23 protein-coding genes are annotated in these 24,881 nt (G+C 64.6%); 10 read left to right on the forward strand and 13 right to left on the reverse strand.

Features of this window, described 5'->3' with window-relative positions; translation table 11 throughout:
• The first annotated feature begins 104 nt into the window (after positions 1 to 104).
• From dapC to prmB, 7 genes are read left to right on the forward strand one after another with little or no spacing between them, the layout of a single operon-like run.
• Positions 105 to 1,304: a succinyldiaminopimelate transaminase gene (dapC, locus tag ACEN9T_RS17990; RefSeq protein ID WP_413708474.1), complete on the forward strand. Its 1,200-nt coding sequence runs from the start codon at positions 105 to 107 to the stop codon at positions 1,302 to 1,304.
• 42 nt (positions 1,305 to 1,346) lie between these two features.
• Positions 1,347 to 2,174: a 2,3,4,5-tetrahydropyridine-2,6-dicarboxylate N-succinyltransferase gene (dapD, locus tag ACEN9T_RS17995; RefSeq protein WP_024975807.1), complete on the forward strand. Its 828-nt coding sequence runs from the start codon at positions 1,347 to 1,349 to the stop codon at positions 2,172 to 2,174.
• A gap of 60 nt (positions 2,175 to 2,234) precedes the next feature.
• Complete coding sequence (locus ACEN9T_RS18000) at positions 2,235 to 2,648, forward strand: hypothetical protein (protein ID WP_092970576.1); 414 nt, start codon at positions 2,235 to 2,237, stop codon at positions 2,646 to 2,648.
• Positions 2,649 to 2,662: 14 nt separating this feature from the next.
• Entirely contained in the window at positions 2,663 to 3,007 is a 345-nt protein-coding gene (locus tag ACEN9T_RS18005) for an arsenate reductase (RefSeq protein WP_027677486.1), read from the forward strand.
• A 37-nt stretch (positions 3,008 to 3,044) separates the two neighbouring features.
• The gene (gene dapE, locus ACEN9T_RS18010; protein ID WP_413708475.1) at positions 3,045 to 4,196 is read left to right on the forward strand and encodes a succinyl-diaminopimelate desuccinylase; all 1,152 of its coding nucleotides are present in this window, start codon (positions 3,045 to 3,047) and stop codon (positions 4,194 to 4,196) included.
• 10 nt (positions 4,197 to 4,206) lie between these two features.
• Positions 4,207 to 4,725, forward strand: a complete 519-nt coding sequence (locus ACEN9T_RS18015; RefSeq protein ID WP_092970578.1) for a class IV adenylate cyclase — start codon at positions 4,207 to 4,209, stop codon at positions 4,723 to 4,725.
• Between the two features lie 19 nt (positions 4,726 to 4,744).
• Positions 4,745 to 5,647, forward strand: a complete 903-nt coding sequence (gene prmB, locus ACEN9T_RS18020; RefSeq protein WP_092970580.1) for a 50S ribosomal protein L3 N(5)-glutamine methyltransferase — start codon at positions 4,745 to 4,747, stop codon at positions 5,645 to 5,647.
• A gap of 320 nt (positions 5,648 to 5,967) precedes the next feature.
• On the opposite strand, the gene ACEN9T_RS18025 is transcribed toward prmB, so the two are convergent.
• The 9 genes from ACEN9T_RS18025 to ACEN9T_RS18065 form a co-directional block, all read right to left on the reverse strand.
• Positions 5,968 to 6,324 (reverse strand): chitin-binding domain-containing protein, encoded by a 357-nt coding sequence (locus tag ACEN9T_RS18025; RefSeq protein WP_413706672.1) that lies wholly within the window; start codon positions 6,322 to 6,324, stop codon positions 5,968 to 5,970.
• Between the two features lie 323 nt (positions 6,325 to 6,647).
• A complete protein-coding gene (locus tag ACEN9T_RS18030) occupies positions 6,648 to 7,463 on the reverse strand; it encodes a M55 family metallopeptidase (protein ID WP_009238259.1) in 816 nt (271 codons plus the stop codon).
• 9 nt (positions 7,464 to 7,472) lie between these two features.
• Positions 7,473 to 8,498: a P1 family peptidase gene (locus tag ACEN9T_RS18035; protein WP_413706673.1), complete on the reverse strand. Its 1,026-nt coding sequence runs from the start codon at positions 8,496 to 8,498 to the stop codon at positions 7,473 to 7,475.
• A gap of 10 nt (positions 8,499 to 8,508) precedes the next feature.
• Positions 8,509 to 9,408, reverse strand: coding sequence for a glutathione ABC transporter permease GsiD (gene gsiD / locus ACEN9T_RS18040; RefSeq protein WP_413706674.1), 900 nt, complete (start codon positions 9,406 to 9,408; stop codon positions 8,509 to 8,511).
• Between the two features lie 10 nt (positions 9,409 to 9,418).
• Complete coding sequence (gene gsiC / locus ACEN9T_RS18045; RefSeq protein WP_092970588.1) at positions 9,419 to 10,342, reverse strand: glutathione ABC transporter permease GsiC; 924 nt, start codon at positions 10,340 to 10,342, stop codon at positions 9,419 to 9,421.
• A gap of 70 nt (positions 10,343 to 10,412) precedes the next feature.
• Positions 10,413 to 11,966 (reverse strand): glutathione ABC transporter substrate-binding protein GsiB, encoded by a 1,554-nt coding sequence (gene gsiB / locus ACEN9T_RS18050; RefSeq protein ID WP_413706675.1) that lies wholly within the window; start codon positions 11,964 to 11,966, stop codon positions 10,413 to 10,415.
• Between the two features lie 50 nt (positions 11,967 to 12,016).
• Positions 12,017 to 13,864 (reverse strand): dipeptide ABC transporter ATP-binding protein, encoded by a 1,848-nt coding sequence (locus ACEN9T_RS18055; protein WP_413708476.1) that lies wholly within the window; start codon positions 13,862 to 13,864, stop codon positions 12,017 to 12,019.
• 81 nt (positions 13,865 to 13,945) lie between these two features.
• Positions 13,946 to 14,908 (reverse strand): isoaspartyl peptidase/L-asparaginase family protein, encoded by a 963-nt coding sequence (locus ACEN9T_RS18060; protein ID WP_252692622.1) that lies wholly within the window; start codon positions 14,906 to 14,908, stop codon positions 13,946 to 13,948.
• Positions 14,909 to 14,925: 17 nt separating this feature from the next.
• Positions 14,926 to 15,915 (reverse strand): MurR/RpiR family transcriptional regulator, encoded by a 990-nt coding sequence (locus tag ACEN9T_RS18065; protein ID WP_413706676.1) that lies wholly within the window; start codon positions 15,913 to 15,915, stop codon positions 14,926 to 14,928.
• Between the two features lie 240 nt (positions 15,916 to 16,155).
• On the opposite strand from ACEN9T_RS18065, the gene ACEN9T_RS18070 reads away from it, so the two are divergent.
• On the forward strand, positions 16,156 to 18,093 hold the full coding sequence (locus ACEN9T_RS18070; protein ID WP_413706677.1) for an ATP-binding cassette domain-containing protein: 1,938 nt from the start codon (positions 16,156 to 16,158) through the stop codon (positions 18,091 to 18,093).
• Between the two features lie 31 nt (positions 18,094 to 18,124).
• Entirely contained in the window at positions 18,125 to 19,231 is a 1,107-nt protein-coding gene (locus ACEN9T_RS18075; protein WP_413706678.1) for a CaiB/BaiF CoA transferase family protein, read from the forward strand.
• On the opposite strand, the gene ACEN9T_RS18080 is transcribed toward ACEN9T_RS18075, so the two are convergent.
• The 4 genes from ACEN9T_RS18080 to alr all read right to left on the reverse strand — a co-directional run bounded on the left by ACEN9T_RS18080 (position 19,214) and on the right by alr (position 22,902).
• On the reverse strand, positions 19,214 to 19,732 hold the full coding sequence (locus ACEN9T_RS18080) for a DUF523 domain-containing protein (RefSeq protein ID WP_413706679.1): 519 nt from the start codon (positions 19,730 to 19,732) through the stop codon (positions 19,214 to 19,216). The two genes, ACEN9T_RS18075 and ACEN9T_RS18080, sit on opposite strands and share 18 nt — an antisense overlap.
• A 16-nt stretch (positions 19,733 to 19,748) precedes the next feature.
• The gene (locus ACEN9T_RS18085) at positions 19,749 to 20,228 is read right to left on the reverse strand and encodes a disulfide bond formation protein B (RefSeq protein ID WP_012761867.1); all 480 of its coding nucleotides are present in this window, start codon (positions 20,226 to 20,228) and stop codon (positions 19,749 to 19,751) included.
• A 110-nt stretch (positions 20,229 to 20,338) separates the two neighbouring features.
• Positions 20,339 to 21,709: a DNA repair protein RadA gene (gene radA / locus ACEN9T_RS18090; protein ID WP_413706680.1), complete on the reverse strand. Its 1,371-nt coding sequence runs from the start codon at positions 21,707 to 21,709 to the stop codon at positions 20,339 to 20,341.
• Between the two features lie 68 nt (positions 21,710 to 21,777).
• Positions 21,778 to 22,902: an alanine racemase gene (alr, locus tag ACEN9T_RS18095; RefSeq protein WP_092970606.1), complete on the reverse strand. Its 1,125-nt coding sequence runs from the start codon at positions 22,900 to 22,902 to the stop codon at positions 21,778 to 21,780.
• A gap of 646 nt (positions 22,903 to 23,548) precedes the next feature.
• On the opposite strand from alr, the gene lplT reads away from it, so the two are divergent.
• Complete coding sequence (lplT, locus tag ACEN9T_RS18100) at positions 23,549 to 24,865, forward strand: lysophospholipid transporter LplT (protein WP_092970608.1); 1,317 nt, start codon at positions 23,549 to 23,551, stop codon at positions 24,863 to 24,865.
• The last annotated feature ends 16 nt before the right edge of the window (positions 24,866 to 24,881 follow it).

Raw genomic sequence — 24,881 nt, forward strand, 5'->3', positions numbered from 1 at the left:
AGGTGACTGGCCACGCGGTAAGCACACGTTGGCCGTATAATTTCGGGCTTCCCGGCAAGCGCCAAGCTTGCCCGCTGACCAGCCCAACACCGCCGCCCAACACCGTGAATCCGCGCCTGTCCGCCCTGCAGCCGTATCCGTTCGAGAAACTGAAAGCGCTCGTCAAGGACGTGACGCCCAGCGCCGTCCATACGCCGATCAGCTTCGGTATCGGCGAGCCCAAGCATCCGACGCCGGCCCTGGTGAAAGACGCATTGACGGCGGCGCTCGGCGGGCTGGCGAATTATCCCACGACGCTTGGCTCCGATGCACTGCGACAGTGCATCGCCGCATGGCTGGAACGCCGCTACGGCTTGCCCAAGGTCGATCCGGCCACCGAGGTCATCCCGGTCAACGGCTCGCGCGAGGCGCTGTTCTCGTTCGCGCAGACCGTGATCGACGGCAGCAAGCCTGGCGCGCGCGTGCTGTGCCCGAACCCGTTCTACCAAATCTACGAAGGCTCGGCGCTGCTGGCCGGCGCCACGCCGCTGTTCGCCAACAGCGACCCGGCGCGCAACTACGCGCCCAATTTCGCCGCGATCACGCCGGAAGAATGGCGCAACGTGCAGCTCGTCTTCGTATGCAGCCCGGGCAACCCGACCGGCGCCGTGCTCACGCTGGAAGACTGGAAACAGCTCTTCGCGCTGTCCGACGAATACGGCTTCGTCATCGCCTCGGACGAGTGCTATTCCGAAATCTATTTCGACGAGGCCAACCCGCCGCTGGGCGCGCTGCAGGCCGCACATCAGCTGGGCCGCAGCTTTGACCGCCTGGTGATGTTCTCCAGCCTGTCCAAGCGCTCCAACGTGCCGGGCATGCGTTCCGGTTTCGTGGCCGGCGACGCCAAGCTGCTCAAGGCCTATCTGCTGTATCGCACGTATCACGGCAGCGCGATGAGCCCGTCCGTGCAATCCGCTAGCATCGCTGCGTGGAACGACGAGACCCACGTGCGCGACAACCGCGCGCAGTACGTCAAGAAGTTCCAGCAGGTCACGCCAATGCTCGCCGAGGTGCTGGACGTGGCCTTGCCCGACGCAGCCTTCTACCTGTGGGCCAACGTCAAGCGCACGGGCCTGTCGGACACCGAATTCGCACGCCAACTGCTGGCGGCCAAGAACGTCGCCGTGCTACCCGGCAGCTATCTCGCCCGCGAGGCGCACGGTACGAACCCGGGCCAGGACTATGTGCGCATCGCCCTGGTGGCCGGCGTGAACGAATGCCTGGAAGGCGCGCGCCGCATCGTCGAGTTCTGCCAGCAGCGCTGACCCTTTACCCTTTTTCGAATTTCTCCTAGAGCGAACACAGCCATGACGCAACAACTGCAATCCCTGATCGATCAAGCGTGGGAAGACCGCGCCAACCTGTCGCCCAAGGCCGCTCCGGCCGATGTCCGTGAAGCCGTCGCCAACGTGATCGGCCAGCTCGATCGTGGCGCGCTGCGCGTGGCCGAGAAGAAGGACGGCGAGTGGATCGTCAATCAGTGGATCAAGAAGGCCGTGCTGCTGTCGTTCCGCCTGGAAGACAACGCCCCGATGGCTGCTGGTGGCTTCACGCAGTTCTACGACAAGGTGCCGAGCAAGTTCGCCAACTACACGGCCGAAGACTTCGCGGCGGGTGGCTTTCGCGTAGTGCCGCCGGCTGTGGCGCGCCGTGGCTCGTTCATCGCCAAGAACGCCGTGCTGATGCCGTCGTACGTGAACATCGGCGCTTACGTTGACGAAGGCACGATGGTCGACACGTGGGCCACCGTCGGTTCGTGCGCACAGATCGGCAAGAACGTGCACCTGTCGGGCGGCGTGGGCATCGGCGGCGTGCTGGAGCCGCTCCAGGCCAACCCCGTCATCATCGAAGACAACTGCTTCATCGGCGCCCGCTCGGAAGTCGTGGAAGGCGTGATCGTTGAAGAGAACTCGGTGATCTCGATGGGCGTGTACCTGGGCCAGTCGACCAAGATCTACGACCGCGAAACCGGTGAAGTCAGCTACGGCCGTATTCCGGCGGGCTCGGTGGTGGTGGCGGGCAACCTGCCGTCGAAGGATGGCACGCACAGCTTGTACTGCGCTGTGATCGTCAAGAAGGTCGACGCGAAGACGCGCGCCAAGGTTGGCCTGAACGAGCTGCTGCGCGGCGACTAAGCGCGAGCGCAAGGCATGCCTGCTAGTCTTGCAGGCATGCCAACCACTTCGAGCGCAGCAATGTCCGAACACCATGCCAAAGGCACCCGCTTCGGCAAGCTGCGTCAACGCATCATGGGTCTTGATCCAAACACCATCGGTACCGTCTTGTCGCTGCTGCCCACCATCCTGGAGCAGGCAAACAAGACCATCGACAAGTTCAAGAACCGCAAGAAAACCGGCACCGGACCTGCCCCCGCAGAAGGCGCCGCGCCCGACCCGAATACACGGATTGCCGAACTGGAAGCGGCGATCCTGCAGCAGGCCGAATCCGTCAAGCTGCTGGCCGAACAACACGCGATCACCATCGATGCGCTGCGCGACGAAGCCGCGCGGCTGGAGCGCCGCCTCAAGCGCATGACGTGGCTGGCGTCTGTCGGTTTTGCCTTGGCCGTTGCCGCTCTCTCGCTTGCCCTGCAAGCCTCTCGACACTGATTGCGAATCCCACCATGACGACCCTGCATGGCATCCCCAATTGCGACACCGTGAAGAAAGCCCGCACGTGGCTCGAATCGAACGGCGTTGCCTACACCTTTCACGATTTCAAGAAGCAAGGCGTGAGCGCCGACATGCTGGCCGGTTGGCTCAAGCATGTGCCGCTCACCACGCTGCTCAATCGCAAGGGCACCACATGGCGCGCCCTGTCTGACGCCGACAAGGCCCGCGCCGAAGACGAAGCCGGCGCCATCGCGCTGATGCAGGCCAACCCGTCGCTCATCAAGCGTCCGGTGCTCGTGCACGGCAAAAGCGTCAACGTCGGCTTCTCGGCGGATCAGTACGCCGCCCTGTTCTAACCACAACAACATCACCGTGACTGTCGTCATGTCGAACATGCAGCCCACGCTCGCCCTCACCGAAGACCTCATCCGCCGCCGCTCTGTCACGCCCGAAGACAAGGGGTGCCAGGACGTGCTGATCGAACGCCTGACCGCTGCCGGCTTCGCATGCGAAACCGTGGTCAGTGGCCCAGACCACTTTCGCGTGACCAACTTGTGGGCCGTCAAGCGCGGCCGCGCGGGTACCAACGGCAAGCTGCTCGTCTTCGCGGGCCACACCGATGTGGTGCCCACCGGCCCCGTCGAGCAATGGAGTTCCGATCCGTTCGAGCCCACGCACCGTGACGGCAAGCTCTACGCCCGCGGCGCAGCCGACATGAAGACGTCGATTGCCGGTTTCGTGGTGGCCTCGGAAGAATTCGTCGCCAAGCATCCGGACCACGCCGGCTCGATCGGCTTCCTGATCACCAGCGATGAAGAAGGCCCGGCGCACGACGGCACCGTCAAGGTGTGCGACCTGCTGCGCGCACGCGGCGAGCGCCTCGATTACTGCGTGGTCGGCGAGCCGACTTCGGTCTCCACACTCGGCGATATGGTGAAGAACGGGCGGCGCGGTTCGCTGTCGGGCAAGCTCACGGTCAATGGCGTACAGGGCCACATCGCCTACCCGCATCTGGCCAAGAACCCGATCCACCTGGCCGCCCCGGCGCTGGCTGAGCTGGCCGCCGCCAAGTGGGACGACGGCAATGCCTATTTCCCGCCGACCACCTGGCAGATGTCGAATATCCACGGCGGCACGGGCGCGACGAACATCATTCCCGGCCACGTCACGATCGACTTCAACTTCCGCTTCTCGACCGCGAGCACGCCGGACGGCCTGAAGGCGCGCGTGCACGGCATTCTCGATGCGCACGGCCTCGACTACACGCTCGACTGGACGCTGGGCGGCGAGCCCTTCCTGACCGAGCGCGGTGAGCTGTCCGAAGCCCTCGCCTCCGCCATCCAGGCCGAGTGCGGCGTGACGACCGAACTGTCGACCACGGGCGGCACGTCGGACGGCCGCTTCATCGCCAAGATCTGCCCGCAGGTGATCGAGTTCGGGCCGCCGAACGCGAGCATCCACAAGATCGACGAACACGTGGAGGTGGCATTTATCGAGCCCCTGAAAAACGTGTATCGCCGCGTCTTGGAAACCTTGATCGCCTGAGATTGCCCTGATGGCGCGCAACGTCGAGATCAAGGCATGTGTGCGCGATGTGGCTGCGCTCATCGAGCGCGCGGCCGCCATCGCGGATTCCGGCCCCGAACGCATCGAGCAGGACGACACATTCTTCGCCTGCGCAAATGGGCGCCTGAAACTGCGGCAGTTCTCGCCTGAACGCGGCGAGCTGATCCACTACTTCCGCGCCAACAGCGCCGGCCCGCGCGTGTCGGACTACCACATCGTTCCGACCACCGCGCCCGACGCCCTGCGCGACACACTTGCCGCCGCCATCGGCACAGCGGGCCGGGTCATCAAGGTGCGCCAGCTTTATCTCGCCGGCCAGACGCGCATTCATGTCGATGCAGTGAAAGACCTCGGCGATTTCGTCGAACTCGAAGTCGTGCTGCGCGATACGCAGTCCGAAGACGACGGCGTGAAGACCGCCCACCAACTGATGCACGCCCTCGGCATTGCCGAATCCGACCTGCTCGACGTGGCCTACGTCGACCTGCTCGCTGCCACCCAACGCTGAGCCACATTTCACGCCACCCATGACCACGCCAACCCTCCCCACCTCCCACCCGTTCACCACCGTGCGCGACCTGCTGCGCTACGCCGTGTCGCGTTTCACCGCTGCGGGCCTCGTCTTCGGCCACGGCAGCGAGAATGCCTACGACGAAGCCGCTTACCTGATCCTGCACACGCTGCACCTGCCGATCGACACGCTGGAGCCGTTCATGGACGCGCGCCTGCTGCCCGAAGAAGTGGCCGCCGTGCTGAAAGTGATCGAGCGCCGCGCTGTCGACCGCGTGCCCGCCGCGTACATCACGCACGAGGCATTCATGCACGGCATGCGCTTCTATGTGGACGAGCGGGTGATCGTGCCGCGCAGCTTCATCGGCGAATTGCTCGAAGACGGGCTGGAGCCGTGGATTGACCAGGAGGACGGCCCGACCGATGTGCTGGAGCTGTGCACCGGCTCGGGCTGCCTGTCGATCCTGGCTGCGCTGCAATGGCCCAATGCGACCATCGATGCCGTGGATCTGTCGCCCGATGCACTGGTGGTGGCCAATCGCAATGTCGACGAGTACCGCCTGCAAGACCGCATCCGCCTGCATGAGGGCGACCTGTATGCGCCGCTGCCGCCGGGCGTGCATTACGACGTGATCCTGACGAACCCGCCGTACGTGAACGAAGCGTCGATGCAAGCGCTGCCGCCCGAATACCGCGCTGAACCGCACATGGCGCTGGCCGGCGGCAACGACGGCATGGACATCGTGCGCCGCATCCTGGCCGATGCACCGCGCCACCTGAAGCCGCACGGCGTGCTGGTGGTGGAAATCGGCAACGAGCGTGAAAACGTTGAGGCGGCGTTCCCGGATCTCGACTTGATCTGGCTGCCGACAAGCGCGGGCGAAGACCAGGTGTTCCTGGTGACGCGCGAGGCGCTTTAAGCGAATGAGGTTCCGAACCGCACGCATGGGGTTCGGAACTCAGCAGGTTGGCGTTCGGAACGCCATGGCCCGGGTTGCGAACGCCGTGTTTCTGGTTCCAAACGCCACAATTAGAGTTCAGAACTCGGTGTGTGGCGTTCGGAACGCCGGGTCTCCGAGTTCCGAACCCCACATATCAGGTTCTGGACCCGGTGATTGCCGTTCAGAACCTCATGCGCCGGGCTTTGAACCCCGCATTTGACGTTCGGAACCCGACGCGCCGACTGCAACACTCAGGCGAGAACGCAACGGCCGCCATAGCCGAAACAGCCGTCACAGCCTCAGGACTTCACCTCATCACAGGCGTCTTTCACGACGCAGATCGAAAAGCGCTTATCGAACACTTGGCCGCTCGGGCAGTGGTCGAAGACGGCTTGCAACTGGGCGTCGCAGGTCGCGTAGGCGGTGGTGCAGTTGGTGCGCACGGGTTGCTTCGGACCGCGGTTGGTTCCGTCGTCGATCATGAAGCGGCCCGAGGGCGCGGGGCATTTGAATTCTGCGGCGGCCTTGGCGAGCGCGGCGGCAGCCTTTTCGGCCTTCGACGTCTGCGGCGTGGGTGGGTTCGGGGATGGGCGACGGTCGCAAGCCGTTAGTGCTAGCGCACACAGCAGCGTGCCGAGTGTGAGTGCGCGGGTCATGGGGGGACTCCTTCGGGGTTGGATGTCCTGAAGTTTACGCTGCGATGTGCGTTTTTGGTCCATTCCCCCTGTTTCGTCCCCTGCCGGGGCCGACCTACTTTCTTTGTCTTGCCAAAGAAAGGTAGGCAAAGAAAGGCGCGCCCGAGATGGCGAAAGATTCCTTGAATTTATGTCGCAGAGAGGGGAAGGGAAAAACTCGCTTCGCTCAGACAGTTTCCCTTCCTTTTTCCTCTCTGCAACAGAAATTCAAGGCGCCATCTAGGGCATGAACGGCCAAACCGTCGGGGCGCGTGCGCTGGCGCCGTGAGATGCCGAGCTGGTGCTTAACGCAGCATCGCCGACATGGCGGAGAGGCTGTTGAGCATGCGCACGGCATGTTCCACGGAGTCGGCGGCGAAGCGGAGCATCGTGCCGTCGACGCGCTCCAGGGCGGGCCATTGGCAGAACAGGTCGGCCAATGCGGGCGTTTGCGTTTGCAGGCGGCACACGATCGGTGCCTGGAGGCGCAGCGGCATGCTGAAATGGCCTCGCCGCACCGTGGCTTTCACCGCTGCGTAGATGGCCTCGCACGACTGCTCGGGCGAGAGCGATGTGCCGGCGTTCTGCCCTTCGGCCTGCTTGGTTTCGACGAACGTGGTGTGCGGCAGCAGCGGCTTGGTTTCCTTGATGAACACATCGTCGCCGCTGGCAACGGCCACCGGCACGCCGCGCTCGCCGGCCAGGGCGCCGTAGAGGCCGGCTTCGCCCAGTTCCTGTTCGTTGAACCAGACGCGCGCAAACGCAAAGCTGTTGATGGTATGCGCCAGCACACCGCGGCTGCCGGCGCGCGCGTGGTAACCGATCATGCAGACGGCATCGCAGCCGTCCACGCCGGCCATCATGCTCAGGTAACGCGGCTTGCCGAGGACGAAGCGTGCGCGGCGGTCGATGGAATCGGGGATGAGGTTGCGGAAACCTCCGTGCGAATCGTTGACCAGCACGTCCGTAGCGCCACCGTCGAAGGCACCACGCACGGCGGCGTCGGCTTCGGCGGTCATCCAGCGGCGGGCGCGTTCGTATTCGCCGTTGCCGGCGCGCGTCTGCTCGGGGTGGAACACGTTGGCCACGCCTTCGATGTCGGCGGAGATCAGGATTCGCATGAGGTCAGGTCAGAGCAATTCGGTCAGTGCGCGGCGCGTGTTGCCGTCGCGGCCGGTGACGGCCGTCGCGTGGAACAGCGCGTGCGCGATGGCTTGTTCGACGCTGTCGGCGGCGGCCTGGAACAGCGGGTCGAGGTGCGATTCGTGTGTCATGGCGACGGCCGGCATGGCGCGGCTGCCTTCGTGCGGTACGGTGTATGCGGTGGAAAATGCCAGCGCGATGTCGCCGCTGCCATGGCCGAAGACGGAGCCGGTGCGTGCCAGCCCGGCGCCCGCGCGCAAAGCGAGGCGGCGCAACTGGCGCGCGTCGAGCGGCGCGTCGGTGGCAAGCAGCATGATGATCGAGCCCTTCTCCGGCTCCGGTGTGCCGGCGGCCAGCGCTTTCGCTAGCGCCGCACCGACGTGGCGCCCAGCAAGCGTCAGGTTTTCCGTCACACCAAAGTTGGACAGCACCAGCGCGCCGACCGTGCGCTGCGCGCCGTCGGCGAGCGTCACCACGCGCGAAGCCGAGCCGATACCACCTTTCACGCCAAACGAGGACATCCCCCGCCCTGCCCCCACCGCGCCCTGCTCGAACGTTTCGGCTGCCGCAGCGCAGGCCGCGTCGTAGTGCACATCCTGCACAGCAAATGCTTGCAGGTCGTTCAGGTAGCCGTCGTTGCATTCGAAGACGAGCGGATTGACGGTCGACCATGCGCGACCGATCTGCGGGTTGGCCGCAACCGCCTGGCGGATCTGCGCCTGCGCCACGGCGCCCACGGCAAACGTGTTGGTCAGCGCAATCGGCGTTTCCAGCACGCCCAGCTCTTCCACCTGCACCAGGCCGATGCTCTTGCCGAAGCCGTTGAGCACGACGCTGGCGGCCGGCACTTTGTCGAGGAACGGGTCGCCGGCGTGCGGGCGTACCACGGTCACGCCGGTCTGGATGTCGCCGCCGGCAATCGTGGCGTGGCCGACGGCGACGCCAGCCACGTCGGTGATGCTGTTGCGTGTGCCGGCCGGCAGAGCGCCAATGTGCGGAAGGCTCAAAGACATGCGAACCAACTCAGCGGCGATCGATCTTCGGATCCAGCGCATCGCGCAGGCCGTCGCCCAGCAGGTTGAATGCCAGCACGGTCAGGAAGATGGCCAGGCTCGGGAAGATGGCCACATGCGGCGCGGTCACCATGTCGGCGCGCGCCTCGTTGAGCATCGCACCCCACTCCGGTGTGGGCGGCTGGGCGCCCAGGCCCAGGAACGAGAGGCTCGCCGCGGTGATGATCGAGGTACCGATCCGCATCGAGAAGTACACGACGATGGACGAAATCGTGCCCGGCAGGATGTGCCGCATGATGATTGTCCAGTCGGATGCGCCGATGCTGCGTGCGGCTTCCACATACGTCAGGTGCTTGAGCATGAGCGTATTGCCGCGCACCAGCCGCGCAAATGCCGGAATGCTGAACACCGCCACGGCAAAGATCACGTTGATCATGCCGTTGCCCAGGATGGCCACGATGCCGATGGCCAGCAGAATGCCGGGGAAGGCGAACAGCACGTCGGAAATGCGCATGACGATGCGGTCCCACCAGCCTTCGTAGTAGCCGGCCAGCAGGCCCAGCATGGTGCCTATGATGGCGCCGATGATGACCGACACGAAGCCCGCTTCCAGCGAGATGCGCGTGCCCATCAGGATGCGGCTGAAGATGTCGCGGCCCAGCGAATCGACGCCGAACCAATGCTGCGCCGACGGGCCCGCGTTGAGCGCGTCGTAGTCGAAAAAATTTTCCGGGTCGAACGGCACGATGTGCGGCGCGAGGATGGCGATCACCGCCAGCGCGATCACGAACACACCGGCGCCCATCGCCAGATGCTGCTTGCGGAACTTGCGCCAGAATTCGGTCCACGGGGTGCGGACAGGTTCGCTGGCGGCTTGCGGCACAACGGCCGGACTGGTTACCTGGGTCATGGCCGTCTCCTTACTTCTTGTAGCGGATGGTCGGGTTGATCACGGTGTACAGCATGTCCACCACCAGGTTGATCAGGATGAACTCCAGCGAGAACAGCAGCACCTCGGCCTGGATGACCGGGTAGTCGCGCATCTCCACCGCATCCACCAGCAGGCGCCCGAGGCCGGGCCAGTTGAACACCTTCTCCACGACGATCGAGCCGCCCAGCAGAAAGCCGAACTGCAGGCCCATCATCGTCACGACCGGGATCATCGCATTGCGCAGGCAATGCTTGATGACCACTACCGTCTCGCGCACACCCTTGGCACGGGCGGTGCGCACGAAATCTTCCTGCAGCACTTCCACAAACGATGCACGCGTGAAGCGCGCCATCACGGCGGCCACCGCAGCGCCCAGCGTGAGCGACGGCAGGACGTAGTGCTTCCAGGTGTCCGCACCGATGGACGGAAGCCAGCCGAGCTGCACCGAGAAGACTTCCATGAACAGCATGCCCAGCGCGAATGCGGGGAACGAGATGCCGGACACGGCGAGCGTCATGCCCAGACGGTCCGGCCACTTGTTGCGCCATACGGCAGACGTGATGCCGATCACCATGCCGAAGATCACCGCCCAGACCATGCTGGCAATCGTCAGGTTGAGCGTGGGCCAGAAGCGCTCGCCAATCTCTTCGCTCACCGGTCGCTTGGTGCGGATCGAGTTGCCGAACTCGCCGCGCAGCGCGTTGGCGAAGAAGCGCACGAACTGCTCGTGCATCGGCTTATCAAGCCCGAGGTCAGCACGGACCAGCTCGACGGTGGCCGGGTCCGCTTCGGGGCCCGCAGCCAGTCGCGCCGGGTCGCCCGGCAACAGGTGCACGAACAGGAACACCAACACTGCCACGATCAGCAGTGTCGGGATCACGCCCAGCACACGTTTAATGAAGTAGTTCAGCATGGCAAATCCACCGCAGGCGGCAATTCAATGGCCCGCGCAACAGGTGCGCGGGCCGGTACGGCAATGAGACTTATTGCTTGATGTCGATGTCGTCGAAGCTGAACGAACCATCCGGTGCCACGTAGGCACCCGACAGACGCTTCGAGCGCGCGTAGACGATCTTCTCCGTCACCAGGAAGGCCCACGGTGCGTCTTCCCAGATGCGCTTCTGAGCATCGGTGTAGAGCTTCGACTTTTCAGCGCGATCGGTCGTGCGCAGTGCGCCGGCGATGTCGGCATCGACCTGCTCGTTCTTGTAGTAGGCCGTGTTGAACGACTTGGGCGGCATGGCTTCCGATGCCAGCAGCGGACGCAGCGCCCAATCCGATTCACCCGTAGACGACGACCAGCCTGCGTAGTACATGCGCACGCCGGCGTCTTCCGGCTTCGGCACGCTTTCCACGCGCTCAACGCGTTGGCCGGCTTCCAGCGCCAGCACCGAGGCCTTGATGCCGACCTGCGCCAGTTGCTGCTGCACGAACTGGATGATCTTTTGTGCGGTCGTGTGGTTATAGGCCGACCACAGTTGCGTCTCGAAGCCGTCCGGATAGCCGGCTTCCTTCAGCAACTCTTTGGCCTTCGCCGGGTTGTACGGCCACGGGCCCAGCTTGACGGAGTAATCCACGCCCGGCGGCACCACCCCTTCGGCCGGCACGGCGTAACCCGCAAACGCCACCTTGGTCAGCGCATCCTTATTAATGGCGTAGTTGATGGCCTGACGCACCTTGGGGTTATCGAACGGCTTCACCTTGGTGTTGAAGCTGACATAGCGCTGGATGATCGACGGCGCTGCAATCAGGTCAACCTTCGGGCTGCTCTTGAGCACCGCAGCCTGCTCGAACGGAATCGTGAACGCGAAGTCGGCCTCGCCCGTCTGCATGATGGTGGCGCGCGTGTTGTTGTCGACCACCGGCTTCCAGGTGATGGTGTCGACCTTCGGCAGGCCGTGCTTCCAGTAGCCGTCGAACTTCTTGCCCTTCAGGTAATCGGTCTGCTTCCACTCGACAAATTCAAACGGGCCCGTGCCAACCGGATGGAAAGCGATGTCCTTGCCGTACTTCTTGAGCGCCGTGGGCGAAATCATGGCCGCCGACGGGTGGGCCAGCACGTTGATGAACGGCGAGAACGGCTCCTTGAGCGTCACGCGTGCGGTGTACGGGTCAACCACTTCGGTTTTGGCCACGCGGTTGAACAGCACGAAACGCTTGAGCTTGTTGGCCGGGTCCGTCACGCGGTCCAGGTTGGCCTTGACGGCGTTGGCATCAAACGTGGTGCCGTCGTGGAACTTCACGCCCTTGTGCAGCTTGAACGTATAGACCAGGCCATCCTTGCTGACTTCGTAGCTGTCGCACAGCACGTTGACCAGCTTCATGTCCTTGTCGAAGCCGAACAGCCCTTGATAGAACGACTTGGCGGCGCTGAACGACAGCGTGTCGTTGGCGTCGTACGGGTCCATCGTGGTGAAGGTCGAGTAGACCGCCATCACGGCGTCCTTGGCGGCAAAGGCCGGCATGGTGAATGCCGCCAGCGCCAGGCCGCTGGCAACCATGGCTGCGCGCGGGGCAAAAGAGAATCGATTGAACATGTCCTTCCTCCTCAAAGAAGTTTTTTGCTTCACTGCGTTCTTCATTGCTTTCAATACGCGCCGCCAATCGAATGGCGGGCAACAAAGTGGTCTGGCGCCACTTGCACCAACGGCTGCACCACCGGCATGTCGCCAATGGCACGGATCGGGCTGGGAATTTCGTGCGTGGAGAGTTCTCGCTTCAGATGGCGGCGCGCCGGGTCTGCAATCGGCACGGCCGACATCAGCTTCTTCGTGTAGGGATGCTGCGGGTTTTCGAAGATTGCGCGGCGCGGGCCGATCTCGACGATCTGGCCGAGATACATCACCGCCACGCGATGGCTGATGCGCTCCACCACCGCCATGTCGTGCGAGATGAACAGGAACGCGACGCCAAACTCCTTCTGCAGGTCGAGCATCAGGTTGACGATCTGCGCCTGGATCGACACGTCCAGCGCGGACACCGACTCGTCGGCAATCACCACCTTCGGGTTCAATGCCAGCGCGCGCGCAATGCAGATGCGCTGGCGCTGCCCGCCGGAGAACTCGTGCGGATAGCGCGACGCATGCGCGGCCTGCAGGCCCACCTTGTCGAGCAGCCATTCCACGCGTTGCTGCGCCTCTTTGCCGGAGGCCACCTTGTGCACCAGCAGCGGCTCCATGATGGAGTAGCCGACCGGTACGCGCGGGTCCAGCGAGGCGAATGGGTCCTGGAAGATGAACTGGATGTTTCGGCGAAGCGTCTGGAGCGCGGGCCCCTTCAACTCGCCGATGTTCTGGCCGGCAAATTCGATGCTGCCACTCTGGCACTCCACCAGACGCAAGAGCGACCGTCCCGTCGTCGACTTGCCGCAGCCCGATTCGCCGACCAGCGCCAGCGTCTCACCAGGGTAGAGATCAAAACTGACCTGCTCCACCGCATGCACCCGGCGCGTGACGCGGCCGAAGATGCCCGTGGGCACGTCAAAGCGCGTGACGAGATCACGCACACGCAAAATGGGTTGCACATCGTGCGACGCTGCCGGTTGCGGCGTCGTATCCACCGCGGCGGACGTGCCGTCCACCCGCAACAGCGGAAAACGCGCGGGGCCATCGGTGCCTTGCATCGAGCCCAGGCGCGGCACAGCTGACAGCAGCGCACGCGTGTACGGATGCGCGGGCTGCGCGAAGACGGTAGCCGATGGGCCCTCTTCCACGCGGTCGCCCTTGTACATCACGAGCACGCGGTCGGCCACTTCCGCCACCACACCCATGTCATGCGTGATGAACACGACCGCCATGTGCAGCTCCTGCTGCAGCGCGCGAATCAGTTGCAGGATTTCCGCCTGGATAGTCACGTCCAGCGCGGTGGTCGGCTCGTCGGCAATCAGCAGCGACGGTTTGCATGACAGCGCCATCGCAATCATCACGCGCTGGCGCATACCGCCCGACAATTGGTGCGGATAGCGCCCCAGCACATTGCGCGCTTCCGGAATGCGCACCAGCTCCAGCATGCGCAGCGCTTCGGCCTTGGCTTCGCTGGCGGACTTGCCCTGGTGCAGGCGGATCGATTCGGCAATCTGCTCGCCCACGGTGAACACCGGGTTGAGCGAGGTCATCGGCTCCTGGAAGATCATCGCGATGTCGGCGCCGCGCACGCCGCGCATGGCCGCCTGGCTGGCATTGGCCAGGTCCAGCACCTCGCCGTTGCGGCGGCGCAGATGCATCCGCCCGCCGCTGATCTTGCCGCCGCCGTGTTCCACCAGCCGCATCAGCGCCAGCGACGTCACCGACTTGCCCGACCCCGATTCGCCCACCACGGCCAGCGTCTCGCCCCGGTCGACGTGGAACGACAGATTGCGCACCGCGTCGACCACGCGCTCAGACGTGGCAAAGCGCACGCTCAGGTCTTGCACTTGCACGATGCGCTGATCGGGCATCGCAATGACGCTGTTGGCACTCGGCTGTTTGGTTGCTGTCACGAAAAATCTCCTGCTGTCCTGCCTGGCGGCTTCGGCTTCTTACCGATAGATCGACACAACAGGCGCTTGCGCGCCGCGTGCGAACCCGCGGTACATCCCTTCTGTGTTGAACGGCAACGCGACGTTGCCTTGCGCGTCCACGGCAATCAGCCCGCCGCGGCCGTTGATGGCCATCAGCTTGCGCATGACCACGTCGTCGGTTGCATCGGCCAGTGACTTGCCGGCGTATTCCATCTGCGCGGCAACGTCGTAGGCAGCCACGGCGCGGATGAACATCTCGCCCGTGCCGGTGCACGACACCGCCGCAACGTTGTTCGCAAAGCAACCGGCGCCAACGATGGGCGTATCGCCCACCCGGCCGACCTTCTTGTTGGTGACGCCGCCCGTGGAGGTGGCAGCCGCCAGGCGCCCTTGCGCGTCGCATGCCACGGCGCCCACGGTGCCGAACTTGTTGTCCGGGTCGATGGGTGCAGCCTCTTTGGCCATAAGCGACGCGGCATCGTGATCGAGCAGCGCCATGCCGTCTTGCTGGCGGGCGCGCTGCCATTGGGCGTAGCGCGCTTCGGTGTAGTAGTAATCCGGCTCGACAAACTCCAGGCCCTGCGCTTGCGCAAAAGCTTCGGCGCCTTCGGAGGTGAACAACACGTGTTCGCTGCGCTCCATCACCGCGCGGGCAGCCAGGATGGGATTGCGCAGGCGCTTGACGCAGGTGACTGCGCCGGCCGCCAGCGTGGCGCCGTCCATGATCGACGCATCGAGTTCGTACGTGCCGGCGCTGGTCAGCACCGCGCCCTTGCCGGCGTTGAACAGCGGGCACTCTTCGAGCAGGCGCACGGCTTCGGTCACAGCATCCAGGGCGCTGCCGCCATCCACGAGGATGCGCTGCCCTGCGGCCAGGATGTCGTTGAGCGCCTGCTGGTAAGCGGCTTCCTTGTCGGCACTCATGGCCGTACGGGTGATGGTGCCGGCGCCGCCGTGAATGGCGAGGATTGGCGTAGTCATGCGTGGCTCGATGTAAATCAGTTTTCAGCGGTGCGTTTGCGGCTGCGCCGGGTCGTCGTCGGTGTGCCGGAAGCGTTCGCGGCGTCGTTGGCGCGCGGCGCCGGGGCGGTATGCAGCCACGGCAGCACGAATTCAGTCAGGCGTTCGGCCGATTCCAGCGAATGCGTCGAGCGATGCGCCACCGCGCCGCACAGCGCTTCGAACAGCGCCACGGCAGCCGTGTCGGACGTGGCGGAGAACTGCCGCTCCGGCCGCGCATACAACGCAATGTCGGCCAGCGGCGCGAGCGGCGATGTGGGGCTGTCGGTCAGCGCCAGCAGCTGGCAGCCTTGCTTGCCGGCCTGCTTGGCCAGCGTGATGGTGTCCGCCGCATAACGCGGGAAAGCGATGGCGATCAGCAGATCCTTCGGCCCGATCTTGCGCAGCTGGCGCGCCGCATCCGATGCACCGCCCGGCTGCGAAACGGAGATCACCGTGTCGCAGTACAGATCGAGCCCATGGCGCAGCAAACCCGCCAGATAGCCGCTGGCGCCAAAGCCCATCACGTAGATGCGCTGTGCGCCCAGGATGGCATCGACCGCGCGTTCGCACGCCGCGGCGTCGAGCATGCGGCGCGTGGCGTCGAGGTTGGCGATGTCTTCGTTGAGCGAGGCGGCAAAGATCTCCGCGCTGGTGGCGGGGCGTGCCAGCTCGTGGCGCAGCTTTTCTACCGGCGCGAGCGTCGCTTCGAAGCCGCGCAGCAGCCCGGCACGGAACTGCGGATAGCCGTCAAAGCCCAGCGCCAGCGCAAAGCGGTTGGCCGTGGCAATCGACATGTCCACCGCGGCGGCAAACTCGTCGATGCGCATGGTGGCAGCGCGGAACGGATTCGCCAGCACGTATTCCGCCATGCGCTGGTGCGCGGGCGTGAGCGTGGCCAGGGCCGCTCCAATGCGCTCGGAGACCGTCGCATCTGCGGCAAATGCGCCTTTCGACACATCCGTACGCTTGCTGGTGGATTTCGCCATGTTCCTGGGCCGTGAAAATTTTGTGTAAATGTATTTTCACGAATCGGCCATGTAAAGAAAAAAACTTTCACAGGGACTTATGGTTTTCCCTAGGTCGAAGGCCCGCGCACGGATCGAGGGCGAGCGTGGCCTCGTCACGGTGCAATGCACCAGTCCAAACGCCGGCGGTGCGCCAGGATCGTGCGACGCAGCACGCTACAATCGCACCCTTCTCCGATTTGCCTTCAAGCGCAGTTTTTCGTGATCCGATTCGACGACCTCGTCCTCCAGCGTGGCACCAAGGTGCTGTTCGACCACGCCACCGCCACACTCAACCCCGGTGAACGGGTCGGCCTTGTCGGCGTAAACGGCAGCGGCAAATCCACGCTGTTTTCCATGCTGCGCGGCGAGCTGCATGCCGATGGCGGCGAAGTCGCCATCCCGCCAACCTGGCAGGTCGCCCACGTGGCGCAGGAAACGCCGGCAGTGGACCGCAGCGCGCTCGACTACACACTCGACGGCGACACCCTCCTGCGCGACATCGAACGCCGCCTGGCCGCAGCCGAAGCCGCGCACGACGGCCACGCGCAGGCCGAAGCCCACACCGCTTTCGCCGATGCCGACGGCTACACCGCCCCGGCACGCGCGCAGGCGCTGCTGCTCGGCCTCGGTTTCACGATGGCGCAGACCACGCAGCCGGTGGCGAGCTTCTCCGGCGGCTGGCGCATGCGTCTGAATCTGGCGCAGGCGCTGATGTGTCCATCCGACCTGCTGCTGCTCGACGAACCGACCAACCACCTGGATTTGGACGCCGTGGTCTGGCTGGAAGACTGGCTGTCGCGCTACGCCGGCACGCTGGTGATGATTTCGCACGATCGAGAATTCCTCGACGGCGTCTGCAACGTCACGCTGCATATCGAGCACCAGAAGCTCAAGCGCTACGGCGGCAACTACACGCAGTTCGAGACGCAACGCCTGCAGCAGATGGCGCTGCAGGAAGCGTCGTACGCGCGGCAGCAAAAACAGATCGCGCATCTCGAATCGTTCATCACGCGCTTCAAGGCCAAGGCCAGCAAGGCCAAGCAGGCGCAGAGCCGCGTCAAGGCGCTGGAGCGCATGGAGCGTCTCGCGCCCGTGCATGCGGCGGCGGGCTTCTCGTTTGAATTCCGCGAGCCGGATGCGGCGCCCAACCCGATGCTTACGTTTGAAGGCGTCGATTGCGGCTATCCCGGCCCGAGCGTTGACGAGCCCATCACCATCCTCAAACACCTGACGTTCTCGATCCAGACCGGCCAGCGCATCGGCCTGCTGGGCGCCAACGGCCAGGGCAAGTCGACGCTGGTGAAAACGCTGGCGGAAACGCTGGCGCCGCTGTCCGGCACGATCCGGCGCGGCAAGGGGCTGCAGATCGGCTACTTCGCCCAGCACCAGCTCGAAACGTTGGACGATCACGCCTCGCCGCTGCTGCATCTGGCGCGGCTGGCACCCGACGTACGCGAGCAGGAACTGCGCGACTTTCTCGGCAGCTTCAACTTCCGCGGCGACATGGCGACCTCGCCCATCGAGCCGTTCTCGGGCGGCGAGAAGGCGCGCCTGGCGCTCGCCCTGATCGTCTGGCAGCGCCCCAACCTGCTGCTGCTCGACGAGCCGACCAACCACCTGGATCTCGACACGCGCGAAGCGCTCACGATGGCGCTCGCCCAGTTTGACGGCACGCTGATCCTCGTCTCGCACGACCGGCATCTGCTGCGCGCCACGACCGACCAGTTCCTGCTTGTCGGCCAGGGCACCGTCGCTCCGTTCGATGGCGATCTGGACGACTACCGCGACTGGCTACTCAAACAAGCCGCGGCCAAGCGCGCAGCCGCCAGCGCACAGGCTGCTCCGGCCGATGCGGATGGGGCACCGACCACCAACCGCCGCGACCAGAAGCGCGAAGAAGCCGCCGAACGTCAACGCTTGAATGCGCTACGCAAGCCGCTGCAAAAGAACGTCGACGCGATCGAAAAACGCATGGCGCCGCTGCAAAAGGAAAAGGCGGAACTCGAAGCCTTCCTCGCCGACGGCGCCGCGTATGAAGACGCCAACAAAACACGCATGATGGAAAGCCTGCGTCGCCAAGCGGAGTTGAACGCCGAACTCGACGAACTCGAAGAGCGCTGGCTCGAGCTGCACGAACAACTCGAACAAATCAATTAAGGCTGGCGCGCCCGGCCAAGGAGACCTGTTGATGACATCGCCCTCGCCGGACACCGCCACGCACCAGCCTCTGGCTGGCGTGCGCGTGCTCGACCTCACGCGCCTGCTGCCCGGCCCGGCCGCCACACGCCACCTGGCCGACCTCGGCGCAGAAGTCATCAAGATCGAAGACCCCGGCGCCGGCGACTACGCGCGCGACATGATGCGCTCCTCCGCCGATCGCGCAGCCGAGCGCCCGAGCCTGTTCTTCCGCTCGCTCAATCGCGGCAAGACCGAAATGCGGCTCGACCTGAAACGCGCCGAAGACCGCGAAGCCCTCATCGAAATCGTGCGCCACGCCGATGTGCTGATCGAAAGCTTCCGCCCCGGCGTCATGGCGCGTCTCGGCGTCGGCTGGGACACGCTGCGTGCGGCCAACCCCGCGCTCGTCATGTGTTCGATCAGCGGCTACGGCCAGGACGGCCCCCTCGCGCAAGCCGCCGGGCACGACATCAACTACGTCGGCTATGCGGGCATGCTCGATCAGCTCGCCAGCGCGGACGGCATGCCCATCGTCCCGAACGTGCAGATCGGCGACCTGCTGGGCGGGGCGCTCACGGCGGTGGTCGGCATCCTTGCCGCGCTGGTCGATGCGCGCGCCACCGGCCGCGGCCGCTACGTCGATGTATCGATGACGGATTCGGTGTTCGCGCACAACCTGATGGCGTTCTTTGCCGTCGGCACACGCGGCAAGGCCAGCCCAGCGGGCAGCGACCTCCTCAATGGCGGTGTGCCGTGCTACGGCGTCTATCGCACGGCGGACGACCGCTTCATGGCCGTCGGTGCACTCGAATTGAAGTTCTGGCAGGTGATGTGCGACGTTATCAGCAAGCCCGCATGGAAAGACCAGCACTGGGCGCTTGGCCAACGCGTCGGCGGCGATGAGGCACGGGCCATTCGCGATGAACTGGCTGCGCTCTTCCTGACCGCCACGCAAGCCGAATGGACAGCGCGTTTTGCCGATGCCGATTGCTGTGTCACGCCCGTGTTGCGTATGGAAGAAGCCCTGCAACATCCGCTCTTTGTCGAGCGCAACAGCGTGGTGAAGGAGAACGGCGAGCCCGTGCAGCTCGCCCTGCCGCTAAGGTTTGCCGACTGACGAGTCGGCACGATCCAGCGTATCGAGCAGGCGCACGGCTTCTTCCAGTTGATGCTGGCTGAATACGCGGATGCCGTGCTGGCGCAGCAGCGCCGCAGTCACGCCCTCGCCCTGCTGCAGTTGGCTGGAAAACGTCCCGTCGTAGAGAAATGCAGAACCGCAGGACGGACTGCGCTCGGTAAGCACGGCGACTTGCACGCCGGCCGCCTGCGCCGCTTCCAGTGCGCGTTGCGCGCCTTGGAGAAACGCTTCGGTGACATCGTGGCCGTGGTGTTCGACGACACGGGCCACGCCGCGCAGGACCGCAGGGCCACCGCCTTCGCCGTGAATTTCCGCAGGCAGACGCGGCACCGGCAAACCGCCGGCCATCTCCGGGCACATCGGCACGATGCGCCCTTCCATCTGCCAGCGCGCCAGGATGCCGCCCTCGGTAGCGACCGTGCCGCCGTCATAGCGCACCGGTTGGCCCAGCAGGCAGGCACTCACCAGCACGCGTTGCATGATCTGCGGCTCCGGCTTAGCGGCGCTCGCGGCGGATCATCCCCACCACCAGCGTCAGCGAAAGAATCAGCAGCCAGATCAGCGACCACACCGGCACCGACAGGCCCAGCACCGGCGGCATCGGCCCGACGCAGAGGCCATCGGCTTCGAACACCTGCGGCAACCATTTGGCAGTCGGCAGCGCGTTGACCCAGTTCTCGATCGGGTCGATCCCGCACGTTGCCTTGGGGTTCAGCAGCAGCGATACGTGATACCCCGCGACGCACAGGCCGGCCAGGCCAGACAGCATGCCCAGCCCATGCCACAGCAGCCGCGTGGCCGACGACAGCGCCGCCAGCAGCGAGAACACGCCGATGCCGAGGAACGCAAACCGCTGCAGGATGCACAGCGGGCATGGCTGCAGCCCCTCAACGTGCTGCAGGTACAGCGCATAGCCGACCACCCCGAAGGAGATCACGGCAATCAGCAGGAAAAAGGCGCGCGAGTTGGCTTGCATGGCGGCGTCAGTTCAAAGGAATCGGAAAGAAAAGTTGGCGGATTATCGCACCGCAACGGCACGCGCATTTTCAAATGGCACCCGCGATACCGTTGCGAAATTTTGAACGATCAAGCTTCCAGCGCCCGCACGCGGTCGATGGCCTGCTCGATGCGTTCGACGGCAATGACCTCCAGCCCGTCGATTGCCTGCTTCGGGGCGTTGGATTTCGGAATCACGGCAATCGAAAAACCCAGCTTGGCGGCTTCCTTCAGGCGCTCCTGGCCGCGCGGCGTGGGGCGGATTTCTCCTGCAAGACCGATCTCGCCAAAGACCACCAGCCCGCGCGGCAGCGCCTTGTTGCGCATCGACGAATGGATTGCCAGCAGCACCGCCAAGTCCGCCGCCGGTTCAGTAATCTTCACGCCGCCCACCGCGTTCAGGAACACATCCTGGTCAAAGCACGCAATGCCGGCGTGGCGGTGCAGCACCGCCAGCAACATCGCCAGGCGGTTCTGCTCCAGGCCCACCGCAAGACGGCGCGGATTCGGCACGTTGGCCGTGTCCACTAGCGCCTGGATTTCCACCAGCAGTGGCCGCGTGCCTTCCTGCGTTACCAGCACGCACGAGCCCGGCACCACCTGCTCGTGCTGAGACAGGAACAGCGCCGACGGATTCGCCACGCCGCGCAGGCCGCGCTCCGTCATCGCAAACACGCCCAGTTCGTTGACGGCGCCGAAACGGTTCTTGAACGCCCGCACCAGCCGGTAGGCCGAATGCGTATCGCCCTCGAAATACAGCACCGTATCAACTATGTGTTCCAGCACACGAGGGCCCGCCAGCGCGCCTTCCTTGGTCACATGGCCGACCAGAATGGTGGTCACATCCAGCCGCTTGGCGATGCGCGTCAGCTGCGCCGCGCACTCGCGCACCTGCGCCACGGAGCCGGGCGCCGAAGTCAGCGCCTCCGAATACAGCGTCTGGATCGAATCGATGACGACGACTTCCGGCTTTTCCATCTCGATGGTCGCCTGGATGCGCTCAAGCTGGATTTCTGCCAGCAGCGCGAGGTTCGGGCTTTCGATGCCCAGGCGACGCGCACGCAGCGCGATCTGCGAGCCGGATTCTTCGCCGCTCACATACAGCACCCGGCGATCGGCCGCCAGGTTGGACAACGCCTGCAGCAACAGCGTCGATTTGCCGATGCCAGGATCACCGCCGATCAGCACCACACCGCCACTGACCAGGCCACCGCCCAGTACGCGGTCAAATTCGTCGATGCCGCTGGAGAAGCGCGGCACGTCCACCGCGTCGATGTCCGACAGCTTGCGCACCGTTGCGCTCGATGCCAGCGACTGGAAACGCGCGCCGGCACCGGACGTCGGCTGCGCGACTGTCTCTACCAGTGTGTTCCACTGCTGGCAATTCGGGCACTGCCCCGCCCATTTCGGCGCCGTGCCCCCACACTCGGTGCACGTATAGACCGTCTTGCTCTTGGCCAAACAACCCCCTGCTTACGGCGCCGCGGGTGGGCGGCAGCCGCTTGATTTTTGTATTGACGTTGCCGCGCTCAAGCGGCCTTGCCCAGGTCGCCGGCGTCTGCCGTGCTGACCGGTTCGACCGACACGGGCACGCGCGGCGCCAGTGCACACATCAACTCATAACCAACCGTGCCGGAGGCCTGCGCGACGTCGTCGATCGGCAAGCCTTCGCCCCACAGCGTGACGGATGTGCCGACACGCGCCTCGGGCACGCCGGTCAGGTCAACGGTAATCATGTCCATCGACACGCGGCCCACGATGTGCGTGCGTGCGCCATCGACCAGCACCGGCGTATGGTTGCCGTCCCAGCCCGGCGCATGGCGCGGGTAACCGTCGGCATAACCGCACGCGACGATGCCGATGCGCATCGGATGCTCCACGGTAAAGCGGGAGCCGTAGCCAATCGTTGCGCCCGGCTGCAGATCCTGAATGGCGATCAGCTCGCTCTTGAGCGACATGGCGGGCATCAGGCCGGTGCCATCAATGTCCGCCGCCACGCCCGTCGGCGACGCGCCGTACATGATCACGCCCGGGCGCACCCAGTCGCGGTGCGCCTTCGGATGCCACAGCGTGGCCGCTGAGTTGGAAAGCGACGCCTCGCCCGGCAAACCATGCGTGGCCTGTTCAAACGCGGTGAGCTGATGCTCAATGCCGCGCGGGCCGTCGGCATCGGAAAAATGCGTCATGTGGACGATTGTGCCGACGCCCGAAATGGCACGGGCGCGTTCCCATGCGGCGCGGTAGGCGGCGGGCGCGAAGCCCAGGCGGCTCATGCCCGTATTGATCTTGAGCTGCACGCTGATGGGGCCTTTCAGACGCGCCAGTTCCAGCATGCGCAGTTGCTCTTCGCAGTGAACGGTGGTGGTCAGGCGGTACTGCTCGACGATGGCCAGATCTTCCGGCTTGAAAAAACCTTCGAGCAAGAGAACCGGCCCCTGCCACCCAAGTTGGCGCAGGCGGACGGCCTCGTCCAGGTCGAGCAGACCGAAACCATCGGTCTGGCGCAAGCCTTCATACACGCGTTCGATGCCGTGGCCGTAAGCGTTGGCTTTGACGACAGCCCACACGCGCGAATTGGGCGCATGGCGGCGGGCAACCTGGAGATTATTGGCAAGTGCTGGGCCGTGGATGACGGCCTGGATGGGTCTTGGCATGACGGCAAACCTGCAAAACGTGAATGCGATGGCGCGCTCGTGGCGCGGCGTCGGTGCTGCAATGCAACAGGCAAATAGGCTGTGAGCGGGCCGTGCGCCCGGCCTCACGCGGTGAGCGTTCTATTTGACCACAGGACGCCAACTGGTTCGCGCCTGTCATGAGCGTGCCAAAAAAGAAAGTGCGCCGCCGTCACCGGAAGCGCACAAGTTTCGTGATATAAAGCCGTTCAATTTAGGCATGGGAAAACCGTCGTGATGCGCTGCCGGCATGGAGAAAGTTGGGCACCAGCCACTTCTTTTTGCGCGGCGACGTCACATCTGGTTTGACCATGCAAACAGGCGAGACCAAAACAAGCTGCGGGCGGAACGCATGGCCCGAACGCCTGTCAGTGAAAGATTCCCGCGGTTGCCCGGCGATGCATCTCTTGCAGCACCGGACGGGCCCCGTCCAAGGGAACCACAATCCGGGGAGCCCGCACGGGCGCTGGCTTCAAGGCCGCGGCCGCGCACCTGTGCGCTGCGCGGCCGGTCAGCCGACGCATCGCTCGGCCGGCACTTCCGGGGGGCGCTTCCGTGTGCCGGCACGCTGCCGGCAAGACGTGAAGACGAACATGGCACCGCGGTCTACGGGGACGAATTCGAAGGTATGAAGAAGGGCTTTTACACCATCATGGCGGCGCAGTTTTTTTCGTCGCTCGCCGACAATGCGCTGCTTATTGCCGCCATCGCCCTTCTGACAGAGATGCATGCGCCGCAGTGGATGACCCCGCTGCTCAAGTTGTTCTTCGTACTCTCTTACGTTCTACTTGCCGCCTTCGTGGGCGCATTCGCCGATTCCCGGCCCAAGGGCAAGGTGATGCTGATCACCAATGCCATCAAGCTGGTCGGTTGTGGCGTGATGCTTACCGGTCTGCACCCGTTGCTTGCCTATGGCGTGGTCGGCTTCGGTGCGGCGGCGTATTCGCCGGCCAAGTACGGCATCCTGACCGAACTGCTTCCCCCTGAAAAACTTGTCGCCGCCAATGGCTGGATCGAAGGCCTGACCGTCGGCTCCATCATCCTGGGCACCGTGCTCGGTGGGGCGCTGATTTCCAATCACGTGTCGGCCTGGCTGCTGTCGTTCGACATCCCCGGGCTCGAGCGCATCGACACCCCGGCCGAGGCGGCCATGCTCGTGATCATGGTGATCTACCTGATCGCGGCGCTGTTCAACACGCGCATTCCCGATACCGGCGCGCGTTATCCGCAGCAGGAAAAGAATCCGGTACGTCTCATTTCGGAGTTTGCGGACTGCTTCAATGCCCTGTGGCACGACAAGCTGGGCCAGATCTCCCTGGCAGTGACGACGCTGTTCTGGGGTGCCGGCGCCACGCTGCAATTCATCGTGCTGAAGTGGGCTGAGCAATCGCTGGAACTGAACCTCTCGCAAGGCGCCATCCTGCAGGCCGTCGTGGCCGTGGGGGTGGCCGCCGGGGCCATGGCTGCGGCAGTCAAAATCCCGCTGCGCCGCTCACTCGACGTGCTGCCGGTGGGCGTTGCGATGGGCGCGGTCGTCATGCTGATGGCGTTCTATACCAAGCACACGATCCCGGAAATCACGTTCCACATCGGCAACATGAAGCTGCCGCTGTACATGATGATCGCCTACCTGTTCCTGATGATCGTGGGCGCCATGTCGGGCTTTTTCGTGGTGCCAATGAACGCGCTGCTGCAGCACCGCGGGCACGTGTTGCTCTCAGCCGGACACTCGATTGCGGTGCAGAACTTCAACGAGAATGTGTCTGTGCTGCTGATGCTGTGCCTGTACGCGCTGCTCATCAAGCTGAATGTGTCGGTGGGCGTGGTGATCGTATCGTTCGGCATCTTCGTCTGCCTGACGATGGCGCTGGTGATGCGCCGGCATCGCGTCAACGAAAAGCTCTTTCACACCGCCGCGCTCATCGGCGAAGACAAGCACCACTGACGCAGTGCCCGCCCTG

The sequence above is a fragment of the Ralstonia sp. Ralssp110 genome, from assembly GCF_047325135.1.
Classification (GTDB): Bacteria; Pseudomonadota; Gammaproteobacteria; order Burkholderiales; family Burkholderiaceae; genus Ralstonia; species Ralstonia mojiangensis.